This is a genomic window from Streptomyces sp. HPF1205 (assembly GCF_020400825.1).
Taxonomy (GTDB): domain Bacteria; phylum Actinomycetota; class Actinomycetes; order Streptomycetales; family Streptomycetaceae; genus Actinacidiphila.
Genome location: NZ_JAINVH010000007.1, coordinates 271649 through 284477 on the forward strand (window position 1 = coordinate 271649; position 12829 = coordinate 284477).

General features: G+C 71.2%; 9 protein-coding genes and 2 pseudogenes. 10 read left to right on the forward strand and 1 reads right to left on the reverse strand.

Annotated features, from left to right (window positions below; genetic code table 11):
- The first annotated feature begins 339 nt into the window (after positions 1-339).
- The 6 genes from eccD (at position 340) to K7G61_RS11170 (ending at position 7644) form a co-directional block, all read left to right on the forward strand.
- A complete protein-coding gene (gene eccD / locus K7G61_RS11145) occupies positions 340-1782 on the forward strand; it encodes a type VII secretion integral membrane protein EccD (RefSeq protein ID WP_374204109.1) in 1443 nt (480 codons plus the stop codon).
- A gap of 204 nt (positions 1783-1986) precedes the next feature.
- Positions 1987-2274, forward strand: coding sequence for a 30S ribosomal protein S15 (gene rpsO, locus K7G61_RS11150; RefSeq protein WP_031521677.1), 288 nt, complete (start codon positions 1987-1989; stop codon positions 2272-2274).
- A gap of 326 nt (positions 2275-2600) precedes the next feature.
- On the forward strand, positions 2601-4835 hold the full coding sequence (locus K7G61_RS11155; protein WP_225846556.1) for a polyribonucleotide nucleotidyltransferase: 2235 nt from the start codon (positions 2601-2603) through the stop codon (positions 4833-4835).
- Entirely contained in the window at positions 4832-6241 is a 1410-nt protein-coding gene (locus K7G61_RS11160; RefSeq protein WP_225846557.1) for a pitrilysin family protein, read from the forward strand. The genes K7G61_RS11155 and K7G61_RS11160 overlap by 4 nt, the downstream gene beginning before the upstream one ends.
- Before the next feature lie 113 nt (positions 6242-6354).
- Positions 6355-7167 carry a 4-hydroxy-tetrahydrodipicolinate reductase gene (gene dapB, locus K7G61_RS11165; RefSeq protein WP_225846558.1) on the forward strand — a complete coding sequence of 271 codons (813 nt, stop codon included), beginning with the start codon at positions 6355-6357 and terminating at the stop codon, positions 7165-7167.
- Between the two features lie 9 nt (positions 7168-7176).
- The gene (locus tag K7G61_RS11170; protein WP_225846559.1) at positions 7177-7644 is read left to right on the forward strand and encodes a hypothetical protein; all 468 of its coding nucleotides are present in this window, start codon (positions 7177-7179) and stop codon (positions 7642-7644) included.
- 88 nt (positions 7645-7732) lie between these two features.
- On the opposite strand, the gene K7G61_RS11175 is transcribed toward K7G61_RS11170, so the two are convergent.
- Positions 7733-8278 carry a hypothetical protein gene (locus tag K7G61_RS11175; protein ID WP_225846560.1) on the reverse strand — a complete coding sequence of 182 codons (546 nt, stop codon included), beginning with the start codon at positions 8276-8278 and terminating at the stop codon, positions 7733-7735.
- A 218-nt stretch (positions 8279-8496) separates the two neighbouring features.
- Between K7G61_RS11175 and K7G61_RS37275 the strand changes: the two are divergent.
- The 4 genes and pseudogenes from K7G61_RS37275 to K7G61_RS11195 form a co-directional block, all read left to right on the forward strand.
- A pseudogene (locus K7G61_RS37275) lies at positions 8497-9228 on the forward strand (FAD-dependent thymidylate synthase); the annotation flags it as partial.
- A 3-nt stretch (positions 9229-9231) separates the two neighbouring features.
- Positions 9232-9681, forward strand: a pseudogene (gene thyX, locus K7G61_RS37280) (FAD-dependent thymidylate synthase); the annotation flags it as partial.
- 180 nt (positions 9682-9861) lie between these two features.
- Positions 9862-10761 carry a 4-hydroxy-tetrahydrodipicolinate synthase gene (gene dapA, locus K7G61_RS11190; RefSeq protein WP_225846561.1) on the forward strand — a complete coding sequence of 300 codons (900 nt, stop codon included), beginning with the start codon at positions 9862-9864 and terminating at the stop codon, positions 10759-10761.
- Positions 10762-10984: 223 nt separating this feature from the next.
- Positions 10985-12670 carry a ribonuclease J gene (locus K7G61_RS11195; protein WP_225846562.1) on the forward strand — a complete coding sequence of 562 codons (1686 nt, stop codon included), beginning with the start codon at positions 10985-10987 and terminating at the stop codon, positions 12668-12670.
- Positions 12671-12829: the final 159 nt, after the last annotated feature.

The following is a 12829-nucleotide window of genomic DNA, read 5'->3' on the forward strand; positions in this document are numbered from 1 at the left end:
CACCAGCCCTCATGTCGCTCAGACCACCGTGTACAAACCGTGTACAAAAGGGGTCTCGACCGGCACACCCGGTACCATCGTCGCCCCCGCGAAGGGGATCCTACTGGGCGGCGATGTAAGCCCTGTCAAGGGGACTTCACCGGATCACCACATGTGACCGGTAAGGTGGCGCGGCACCTATGGGCGCCGGCCCCGCGAGGGGCACCCGGCGGGCCGGCGGGACACCTGGACGACAGCAGCACAGCAGCATCAGCAGGGGACGACGACGGCGGCGCCAGCCGCGTCGGCGAGGACACCTGGCAACGAGGACACCTGGCAAGGACAAGGGGGAACTGCTCGGTGAGCACCATTTCGGCGACCGGCCCGTCGTCGACCGGCTTTTGCCGCGTGACGGTCGTGGCACCCGACCGCAGAATCGATGTCGCGCTCCCGGACGACGTGCCCGTCGCCGAACTGCGCGCCCACGTCCTGCAGTTGTCCGGCCAGACGCAGGCCGAGGGCGAACCGGCCGGCTTCAACCTGGTCCGGCGGGACGGCACCGTGCTGGAAGGCGGCCTGAGCCTGGCCGCCCAGCGCGTCCTGGACGGCGAACTGCTCGCGCTGCGGCCGTACGCGGACTCCCTGCCGCCGCCGGTGTACGACGACGTCGTCGACGCCATCGCCACCGCCGTCGACCGCGACAACCGCCGCTGGAACGACGACCTGATGCGCGCCGCGGGCCTGACCGGCGGCTTCGTCCTGCTGGTGATGACCGGCTTCGTGCTGTGGTTCGCCGATCCCGTCCGGCACGACATGCACTCGCTGCCCGGGGTGCTGGCCGGTGTGATCGGTGTGGTGCTGACCGCGTTCGCGGGGGTGCGCGCCAGGGCCTACGACGACCGCGCCTCCGCGGTCGCGCTGGGCCTGGCGGGCCTGCCGCACCTGATGATCGCCGGATCCGGGATCGTCGCGCCGCACGCGCACGAGGGCGCCGGGCGGATGCAGTTCCTCGTCGCCTGCGTGACCGTCCTGGTCGCCTCCGTCGTACTGATCGCGCTGCTGCCGTACGGGGACGCGCCCTTCGTCGGCGCCGCGCTGCTGGCCGCGGCCGGGGCGCTGGCCACCTTCGGGGTGATCGCCTCCGACTCGCCGCCCCGGTACTCCGCCGCCGTGGCCGCCGTGTGCTCGGTGGCCCTGGTGGGCTTCCTGCCCGGCTGGTCGGCCCGGTTCGCCCGGTTGCCCATCGGCTTCCGCGCCCAGGGCGAGTCCGCCGACGAGCCGGTGGACTACCGGCGCATCGCCGCCCAGGCCCGGCGCGGCCACGAACTGCTCCTCGGCCTGGTGTGCGGCTGCTCGGCCGTGGTGATCGGCTCGATCGCCGTCCTCGGCTTCACCGCCTACGGGTGGGCCCAGCTCCTCGCCCTGGCCACCGGCATCGCGGCCATGCTGCGCGCCCGCCTGTTCCGCTACACCGCGCAGGTCGCCGCCCTGATGACGGCCGGCGTCATCGGCCTCGGCCTGCTCGTCCTCGGCCTGGCACTCAACCCCCCGCTGAACGCCATCAGGCACCTGCTCGCCGGCGACCACGGCCCGCTGGACACCCGCACCATCTGGATCACCGCGGCCGCGGCCGCCTTCGCGGCCCTGCTGACCGCCATCGCCCTGATCGTCCCCCGCAAGGGCGTCTCCCTCTTCTGGGGCCGCACCCTGGACATCGGCGAGGCGCTCGTCCTGCTCTCCCTGGTCCCGCTGTGCCTGGCCGTCCTGAAGATCTACGGCCGCGTCCGCAGCGGCGGCAGCTGACCGGACCGGCCGGCGGGCCGGCCCGGCCCGCCCCTCGCGGCGGGTCCGGTGACCGGTGGGTAAGGCAGGGCGTCCCGGGCTGGTACTCTGGGTGACGGCCGCGTGTGCGTTGCGCATGCCGCGGCAAGCCTCGCGAGTCCAGTGAGACTCCCCCGCGACGAATACCGGGGGCGCTCGGAGGCGACCGACTCCCTGGAGAGCCATATGGCGCTTGACGTCGAGACCAAGAAGCAGATCATCGCCGAGTTCGGCACCAAAGAGGGCGACACCGGCTCCCCGGAGGTGCAGGTCGCTCTGCTGTCCCGCCGGATCTCGGACCTGACCGAACACCTCAAGACCCACAAGCACGACCACCACTCGCGTCGTGGTCTGCTGATCCTGGTCGGCCAGCGGCGCCGCCTGCTGCAGTACCTGGCCAAGAAGGACATCACCCGCTTCCGCGAGCTCCGCGAGCGGCTCGGTATCCGGGCCGGCGCCGCGGGCGTGCGCTAGCAGTCCTGAAGGGAGCGGTTCCCGCACGACGGGGCCGCTCCCTTTGCCGTACACGGCCTGCAGGGTCTGCAGGGCCGGTACGGCCCGGACGGGCCATGGCGTGCGCGACCCCCGGGTCGTCTGGTGCAATGGTGCCGTTGACAACCGTTGACAACGTATGAGGAGGAGCGTCCTCCTATCCGCCGCATACGCCGGTCCTCGGTAGTGGCCCCCGGGTGGCGATCACCCCCGGCGGCTTCGATCGAAGACCGGCACCGGCAGGACGCCCCTCCACCGATGGCCCGCCGGGACACGCCCGGCGGGCGAGGACGAGGAGAATCCCCATAGTGGAGAACGAGACCCACTACGCCGAAGCCGTGATCGACAACGGTACCTTCGGCACCCGTACCATCCGCTTCGAGACGGGCCGCCTGGCCCGTCAGGCCGCCGGCTCCGCCGTGGCCTACCTGGACGACGACACCATGGTGCTGTCGGCGACCAGCGCCTCGAAGCAGCCCAAGGAGCACTTCGACTTCTTCCCGCTGACGGTGGACGTCGAGGAGCGCATGTACGCGGCCGGCCGCATTCCCGGCTCCTTCTTCCGCCGCGAGGGCCGCCCGTCCGAGGACGCCATCCTCACCTGCCGGCTGATCGACCGCCCGCTGCGCCCGTCCTTCGTCAAGGGCCTGCGCAACGAGATCCAGGTCGTCTGCACGGTGATGGCGCTCAACCCCGACCACCTGTACGACGTGGTCGCCATCAACGCCGCCTCGTGCTCCACGCAGCTGGCCGGCCTGCCCTTCTCCGGCCCCATCGGCGGCGTGCGCGTCGCCCTGGTCAAGGGCCAGTGGGTGGCGTTCCCGACCCACACCGAGCTCGAGGACGCCGTGTTCGACATGGTCGTCGCGGGCCGGGTGCTGGAGGACGGCGACGTCGCGATCATGATGGTCGAGGCCGAGGCGACCGAGCGCACCATCAAGCTCGTCGAGGGCGGCGCCGAGGCGCCCACCGAGGAGGTGGTGGCCGCCGGTCTCGAGGCGTCCAAGCCGTTCATCAAGGTGCTGTGCAAGGCCCAGTCCGAGCTCGCCGCCAAGGCCGCCAAGCCCACCGCCGAGTTCCCGATCTTCCTGGACTACCAGGACGACGTCTTCGAGGCGCTGGAGGCCGCGGTCACCGACGAGCTGGCGCAGGCGCTGACCATCGCCGGCAAGCAGGCCCGCGAGGCCGAGCTGGACCGCGTCAAGAGCGTGGCCGCCGAGAAGCTGCTGCCGCAGTTCGAGGGCCGCGAGAAGGAGATCTCGGCGGCCTACCGCTCGCTGACCAAGAAGCTGGTCCGCCAGCGGGTCATCCGCGACAAGGTTCGCATCGACGGCCGTGGCGTCACCGACATCCGCACCCTGGCCGCCGAGGTCGAGGCGATCCCGCGGGTGCACGGCTCGGCGCTGTTCGAGCGCGGTGAGACCCAGATCCTGGGCGTCACCACCCTCAACATGCTGCGCATGGAGCAGCAGCTCGACACGCTGTCGCCCGAGACGCGCAAGCGCTACATGCACAACTACAACTTCCCGCCCTACTCCGTCGGCGAGACCGGCCGGGTCGGCTCCCCCAAGCGCCGCGAGATCGGCCACGGCGCCCTGGCCGAGCGCGCGCTGATCCCGGTGCTGCCCACCCGCGAGGAGTTCCCGTACGCCATCCGGCAGGTGTCGGAGGCGCTGGGCTCCAACGGCTCCACCTCGATGGGCTCGGTGTGCGCCTCCACCATGTCGCTGCTGAACGCCGGTGTGCCGCTCAAGGCCCCGGTCGCCGGCATCGCCATGGGCCTGATCTCCCAGGAGATCGAGGGCGAGACGCACTACGTGGCGCTGACCGACATCCTCGGCGCCGAGGACGCCTTCGGCGACATGGACTTCAAGGTCGCCGGCACCAAGGACTTCGTGACCGCCCTGCAGCTCGACACCAAGCTGGACGGCATCCCGGCGTCCGTGCTGGCCGCGGCCCTGAAGCAGGCCCGCGACGCGCGGCTGCACATCCTCGACGTGATGATGGAGGCCATCGACTCCCCGGACGAGATGTCCCCCAACGCGCCGCGGATCATCTCCATCAAGATCCCGGTGGACAAGATCGGCGAGGTCATCGGCCCCAAGGGCAAGATGATCAACCAGATCCAGGAGGACACCGGCGCCGACATCTCCATCGAGGACGACGGCACCGTGCTGATCGGCGCGACCGAGGGCTCCCAGGCCGAGGCCGCCCGTACGATGATCAACCAGATCGCCAACCCGACCATGCCGGAGGTCGGCGAGCGCTACCTGGGCACGGTCGTCAAGACCACCACCTTCGGCGCCTTCGTGTCGCTGATGCCGGGCAAGGACGGACTGCTGCACATCTCGCAGATCCGCAAGCTGGCCGGCGGCAAGCGCGTGGAGAACGTCGAGGACGTCCTCGGCGTCGGCGCCAAGGTGCAGGTCGAGATCGCCGAGATCGACCAGCGCGGCAAGCTGTCGCTGGTTCCGGTCATCGAGGGCGCGGAGGACGGCTCCGCCGCGGGTGGCGAAGAGACGAAGGACGAGTCGGACAAGTGACGACCCGCTCCACCACGGAGACGGCCCGCCCCACCACCAAGGGGCGGGCCGTCCGCACGCGGTCGCCGCGGGAGAGGCAGGCCACCCGCACCCGCACCCTGCTGCCGGGCAGCGAGGGCGTGGGGACGGTACGCCGCAGCGTCCTGCCCGGCGGGCTGCGCGTGGTCACCGAAACCCTCCCGACGGTCCGCTCCGCCACCTTCGGCATCTGGGCCGCCGTCGGCTCCCGCGACGAGACGCGCGCGCTGGGCGGCGCCACCCACTACCTGGAGCACCTGCTCTTCAAGGGCACCGGACGGCGCAGCGCCCTGGACATCTCCGCCGCCATCGACGCGGTCGGCGGCGAGATGAACGCGTTCACCGCCAAGGAGTACACCTGCTACTACGCGCGGGTGCTCGACACCGACCTGCCGCTGGCCATCGACGTGGTCTGCGACATGCTCACCGGTTCGCTGATCCGCCAGGAGGACATCGACGCCGAGCGCGGTGTCGTCCTGGAGGAGATCGCGATGACCGAGGACGACCCCGGCGACCAGGTGCACGACCTGTTCACCACCGCCCTGCTCGGCGACACCCCGCTGGGCCGCCCGGTCCTCGGCACCGTCGAGACCGTCAACGCCCTCACCCGCGACCAGGTCGCGCGCTTCTACCACAAGCACTACGAGCCCACCCGGCTCGTGGTCGCCGCCGCCGGCAACATCGACCACAGCACCGTCGTACGGCAGGTCCGGCGCGCCTTCGAGCGGGCGGGCGCGCTGCGGGACACCGGCGCCCAGCCGCGACCCCCGCGCGCCGGCGTCCGTACCCTGCGCGCCGCCGGCCGGGTGGAGCACCTGGACCGGCGCACCGAACAGGCCCATGTGGTGCTCGGCATGCCCGGCCTGTCCCGCACCGACGACCGCCGCTGGGCGCTCGGCGTGCTCAACACCGCCCTCGGCGGCGGCATGAGCAGCCGGCTCTTCCAGGAGGTCCGCGAGAAGCGCGGCCTGGCGTACTCGGTGTACTCGTACACCTCCTCCTTCGCCGACTGCGGCATGTTCGGGGTGTACGCGGGCTGCCAGCCGCGCCGGGTGCCGGACGTGCTCAGGATCTGCCGGGACGAACTGGCGCGGGTCGCCGAGCACGGACTGCCCGAGGAGGAGCTGAGCCGCGCCATCGGCCAGCTCTCCGGCTCCACCGTGCTGGGCCTTGAGGACACCGGCGCCCTGATGAACCGGATCGGCAAGAGCGAGCTGTGCTGGGGCGACCAGCTGTCCGTGGACGACCTGCTGGCCCGCATCGCCGCGGTCACCCCCGACGACGTACGGGAGGTGGCCCGCGACGTCCTGGGACAGCGGCCCTCGCTGGCCGTCATCGGCCCGCTGAAGGACAAGCAGGCGGCCGCCCTGCAGGACGCCGTGGCATAGGGCGAGGGCCGCGGGGCCCGGCAGGGACCCCGCGGCCGGCAGGGACCGACCGCAAGGACCAAGGACCGCAGAGACCGCAAGGACTCGCAAGGACTCGTGAGGACCGAGGAACCATGAGCAAGCTGCGTGTGGCCGTCATCGGCGCCAAGGGCCGGATCGGCTCGGAGGCGGCGCGCGCCGTCGAGGCCGCGGACGACCTGGACCTGGTCGCCGCGCTCGACAGGGGCGACTCGCTGGAGGCGCTGGCCGCGACCGGAACGCAGGTCGCCGTCGACCTGACGCACCCCGACGCGGTCATGGGCAACCTGGAGTACGTCGTCGGGCACGGCATCCACGCCGTCGTCGGCACCACCGGCTGGACCGAGGAGCGGCTGTCCACGCTGCGCGGCCGGCTGGCCGCCGCCCCCGGCACCGGGGCGCTGGTCGCGCCGAACTTCTCCATCGGCGCCGTCCTGACCATGCGCTTCGCCCAGCAGGCGGCCCGCTGGTTCGAGTCCGTCGAGGTCGTCGAACTGCACCACGACCGCAAGGCGGACGCGCCCAGCGGCACCGCCACCCGTACCGCGCAACTCGTCGCCGCCGCCCGCGCCGAGGCGGGCCTCGACCCGCAGCACGACCCGACCACCCACGGCCTGGACGGCGCCCGCGGCGCCTCGGTGGACGGCGTCCCCGTCCACTCGGTACGGCTGCGCGGCCTGCTCGCCCACCAGGAAGTGCTGTTCGGCGGCACCGGCGAGACGCTCACCATCCGGCACGACTCGCTGCACCACAGCAGCTTCATGCCGGGCATCCTGCTCGCCGTGCGGACGGTGCCCGGCGTACCCGGGCTGACCTTCGGCCTGGAACACTTCCTGACCGACGGCCGAGGGGGCCAGGACGGCGGGCCCACGGCGTCCGCCGGCCGGCCCGGTGACGAAGGGGACTGACCGACCGCGATGCGCGCCAAACTCAGCTACACCGCCTCGGCGGTCGCCCTCGTCTTCTACTTCGTGCTCGTGGGCGACCGCGGCATCCTGCTCATCGCGGACGGCCGTCCGGTCACCGTCGCCTTCGGTGTAGCCGTCCTGGTGCTGCCGCTCATCGGTGCCTGGTTCCTGTGGCGCACCACCCAGTTCGCGCGTGCCGCCGGCCGGCTGAGCCGCGAACTGGAGGCCGAGGGCGGCCTGCCCGTCGACGAACTCGTCCGCACCCCCAGCGGCCGTATCGACCGGGACTCCGCCGACGCGGTCTTCGCCAAGCGGCGCGCCGAGACCGAAGCGGCCCCGGAGGACTGGCGCACCTGGTTCCGTCTGGCCGTCGCCTACTTCGACGCCCGCGACACCCCGCGCGCCCGCAAGGCCATGCAGCGGGCGATCGCCCTGCACGACGGAGAGCGGGCGGCGGCCCGCGACGGCACGGCCTGACGCCTCCGCCCGCGTGCCGCCGGGCCACGTCGCCGCCGACCGCCCGCGTGCCGCCGGACCATCGGGCCGCCGACCGCCGGGCCACAGGTCAGCGCAGCTCGGTCGCCCAGCCCTCGATCGCGTCGGCGGCGATGTCGAAGGCCTCGACACGGCCGAGGAAGTCCGCGTTGTGGTCGGTCAGCAGCGGGCGCAGCGGCTGCCCGCCGCGCCGGGTGACCAGCAGCGCCTGGCCCTGGACGGTACGCGGCAGACCCAGCACCTTCACCGGCTGCTGGGCGGTGCGCACCGAGGACACGTTCTGCCAGCGCACGGTGACCGTGCGCAGGAAGCCCGTCTGCCGCAGCCCCTTCCCGCTCAGCCACACGCCCATCCGCAGCAGCCGCAGCGCCGCCACCATGACGAGCACCGCGACGACCGCGCACGTCCCCGCACCGGACACGCTTCCGGCCGCCACCATGATGACGGCGGCGAACAGCAGGTACGAGACGAGCACCAGGGCGAGGGCGGCGGTGCCGACCCGCCACGGTCCCGGACGGTACGGGCGCAGCCAGCGGTCCGGCGCGGTGTGCGGCAGGGCACGGGCGGGCTGGTACGTGTCGGTCACGGCGGTCGCGGAGCTTTGGGGCAGGGACACGCGGAGAATCCTCTTCCGGTTTCCGGCAGGCAAGGGGCGGGTTCTGACCGGGAGGCTAGCCGCCGCGAGCCGCCGCGGCCAACCTCCGGCGGGGACCGCCCCGCCGCACCGCCGCTGTCGGACCCTGCCCGTAGGCTGACCACCCAGTCAAGAGAAAGGACCCTCCGGTGACCGATCGGCCCGCCGAGACCCCCGCCCCCGTCCGGTTCCGCGACGACGTGACCGTCGACCTGATCAAGCACAGCGCCTCGGACTCCGACGTGCTGTGGGCGGCCCGGGTCTCCACGGCGGGCGAGCAGTCCCTGGACGAGCTGACCAAGGACCCCGAGCGGTCCAAGGGCCTGATCAACTACCTGATGCGCGATCGCCACGGCAGCCCGTTCGAGCACAACTCGATGACCTTCTTCATCAGCGCCCCGATCTTCGTCTTCCGCGAGTTCATGCGCCACCGCGTCGGCTGGTGCCTCGCGGGTGACACGGAGATCACGCTGGAGAGCGAGACCGGCGGTCCACGGCGGCGGACGATCGGGGACCTCCACAGGCTGTGGCACCCCGGGCTCCACGACAGCCGGGAAGCGCCCACCACTCGGGTGGGCGGGCCCGACTCCGTCCGTCGCGACCATGTGCGCTGCTTCGACGAGGAGACGCTGCGGGCCCGGCGGACGGCGATCGTCGACGTCATGGAGTCGGGGGTCAAGCCCCTGATCCGCATCACCACGGCCGGTGGCAGGACACTGCGCTGTTCGGCCGATCACGCCGTCCTGACTCCCGACGGATGGCGCAAGGCGGGAGAGCTCGCCGTCGCCGACGCCGTGATGACAGGGGGAAGCGCGCCGCTTGCCGTGCCGGACCCGATCGCGGCCATCGCCGAGGACGGCGAGGAGATGACCTACGACCTCTCCGTGGCCGGGCCGTGGCACAACTTCCTGGCCGGTGGAATCGTCGTCCACAACTCGTACAACGAGGAGTCGGGACGCTACCGCGAGTTGCAGCCGGTGTTCTACGTGCCCGGGCCCGAGCGCAAGCTCGTGCAGCAGGGCCGCCCGGGGAAGTACGAGTTCGTGCACGGCACGCCCGAGCAGCACAAGGACGCCGTCGCCGCCATGGAGGAGTCGTACGCCCAGTCGTACGCGGCGTACCAGGAGATGCTCGCGGCCGGCATCGCCCGGGAGGTGGCGCGCGCCACTCTTCCGGTGGGTCTGTACTCCTCGATGTACGCGACGTGCAACGCCCGCTCGCTGATGCACTTCCTGGGCCTGCGCACCCAGCACGAGCTGGCCCGGGTCCCGTCCTTCCCGCAGCGGGAGATCGAGATGGTGGGGGAGCGGATGGAGGCCGCGTGGGCGGAGCTGATGCCGCTCACCTACGCGGCATTCAACGCGAACGGCCGAATCGCCCCCTAGTGAAATGTCCGAAGTGTTCGGATTGCGGGCATTCGCGAGGTTCATCTAGGCTGCAGAACGGACTCCGGCGGTGCTTGAACCCCCGAGCAGGCAGCGCCGGAGTCCTTTTCCCAGGTCCACGGCCATACTGCCCCGTCCCGCGGCTGCGTGGCCGCACACACACCGAGTAGCGTGGGACCCATGGCTCCGATCTCCACCCCCGACGCCCCTTTCGGGCGGGTTCTGACCGCCATGGTCACGCCGTTCACCGCCGACGGCGCCCTCGATCTCGACGGCGCCCAGGCACTGGCCACCCACCTGGTGGACGCCGGGAACGACGGCATCGTCGTCAACGGCACCACAGGGGAGTCGCCGACCACCAGCGACGCGGAGAAGGACCGGCTGGTACGCGCCGTGGCCGAGGCGGTCGGCAACCGCGCCCACGTCGTCGCCGGCGTCGGCACCAACGACACCCGCCACAGCGCCGAACTCGCCCGGCAGGCCGAGCGGGCCGGCGCCTCCGGCCTGCTGGTCGTCACCCCGTACTACAACAAGCCCCCGCAGGAGGGCCTGTACCAGCACTTCACCACTGTCGCCGACGCCACCGGCCTGCCCGTGATGCTCTACGACATCCCCGGCCGCTCCGGCGTCGCCATCGACACCGAGACCCTCGTCCGGCTCGGCGACCACCCCAGGATCGTCGCCAACAAGGACGCCAAGGGCGACCTCGCCGCCGCGAGCTGGACGGTGTCCAGGTCCGGCCTGGCCTGGTACTCCGGCGAGGACATGCTGAACCTGCCGCTGCTGTCCATCGGCGCCGTCGGCTTCGTCTCGGTCGTCGCCCACCTCGTCACCCCGGAACTGCGCGCCATGCTGGAGGCGTACACCGGCGGTGACGTCGCCAAGGCCGCCGAGATCCACCAGCGCCTGCTCCCCGTGTACACCGGCGTCTTCCGCGCCCAGGGCGTCGTCACCACGAAGGCCGCCCTGGCGCTGCGCGGACTGCCCGCCGGACCGGTCAGGCTTCCCCTGGTGGGTCTCGATCCCGCACAGACCGACCAGCTCAGGAAGGATCTCGCCGCAGGCGGGGTACACCTGTGACAAAGACTTCACAACTGAATAAGCACGAAGAGCACGAAGAGCACGAAGAAGTGTGACGAGGCATGCATCAAGAAGCACGAACCACGCAGCGGCTCGCATACCTGAATACGGATGACACGTGAATGACGCGTGACATCGACCCACAGTCGAACACAGCAGAACGATGTCCCGCGCAGCCCGAGCCCCGAGGGGGCCATGAGGTGTGCGCGGCTAGGAGAGACTTTTGAGCCATCCGCACCCTGAACTCGGTCCCCCGCCGGAACTGCCCGCGGGCGGCCTGCGCATCACCCCGCTCGGCGGCCTCGGTGAGATCGGCCGCAACATGACCGTCTTCGAATACGCCGGCAAACTTCTGATCGTCGACTGCGGCGTCCTCTTCCCCGAGGAGGAGCAGCCCGGCATCGACCTCATCCTCCCGGACTTCAGCACCATCCGGGACCGGCTCGACGACGTCGTCGGCATCATCCTGACCCACGGCCACGAGGACCACATCGGCGGTGTCCCGTTCCTCCTGCGGGAGAAGGAGGACATCCCCCTCATCGGCTCCAAGCTGACCCTCGCCCTGATCGAGGCCAAGCTGCAGGAGCACCGCATCCGCCCGTACGTCCTGGAGGTCAAGGAAGGCGACCGGGAGCGGATCGGCCCCTTCGACTGCGAGTTCGTCGCCGTCAACCACTCCATCCCGGACGCGCTGGCCGTCGCCATCCGCACCCCGGCCGGCATGGTCGTCCACACCGGCGACTTCAAGATGGACCAACTCCCGCTCGACGGCCGCCTCACGGACCTCCCGGCGTTCGCCCGGCTCGGCTCGGAGGGCATCGACCTGCTGCTCGCCGACTCCACCAACGCCGAGGTCCCCGGCTTCGTCCCGCACGAGCGCGACATCTCCCAGGTGCTCCGGCAGACCTTCGCCAAGGCCGAGAAGCGCATCATCGTCGCGAGCTTCGCCAGCCATGTGCACCGCATCCAGCAGGTCCTCGACGCCGCTTACGAACGCCGCCGCAAGGTCGCCTTCGTCGGCCGCTCCATGGTCAGGAACATGGGCATCGCCCGTGAACTGGGCTACCTGAAGGTCCCCGACAACCTCGTCGTCGACATCAAGGTGCTCGACGACCTCCCCGACGAACGCGTCGTCCTGGTCTGCACCGGCTCCCAGGGCGAACCCATGGCCGCCCTGTCCCGGATGGCCAACCGCGACCACCAGATCCGGATCGTCGAGGGCGACACGGTGGTCCTCGCCTCCTCCCTCATCCCCGGTAACGAGAACGCGGTCTACCGCGTGATCAACGGCCTCACCCGCTGGGGGGCCAACGTCGTCCACAAGGGCAACGCCAAGGTCCACGTCTCCGGCCACGCGGCCGCGGGTGAGCTGCTGTTCTTCTACAACATCTGCAAGCCGCGCAACCTGATGCCGGTGCACGGCGAATGGCGCCACCTGCGCGCCAACGCCGACCTCGGCATGCTCACCGGCCTCCCCAAGGAACGCTGCGTCATCGCCGAGGACGGTGTCGCCGTCGACCTCGTGGACGGCGTCGCCCGCATCGTCGGCAAGGTCCAGGCGGGATACGTGTACGTCGACGGCCTCTCGGTCGGCGACGTGACCGAGTCCTCCCTCAAGGACCGCCGCATCCTCGGCGAGGAGGGCATCGTCTCCGTCTTCGTCGTGGTCGACAGCACCACGGGCAAGCTCGTGGGCGGCCCCAACATCCACGCGCGTGGATCCGGGATCGAGGACGAGGCCTTCGCCGCCGTCATCCTCAAGATCGAGGAGGGACTGTCCCGTTCGGCCTCGGAGGCCGTCATGGAGACCCACCAGATCCAGCAGATCATCCGCCGCGCCGTCGGCAAGTGGGTCTCCGACAACTACCGCCGGCGCCCGATGATCCTGCCGGTCGTCGTCGAGGTCTGACCCCCTGGCCCAGGAGGAACTGACCGCCCGTCAACCTCCTGGCCGACAGCGGGCCGCCGGATTTGCATCCGGCGGCCCGCTCGCGTACGGTGGCACAACCGCTTCGAAGAGACCCGCGGATACGTGCGCGCTCGACGCCACGTCAGCCCGGGCACTCGA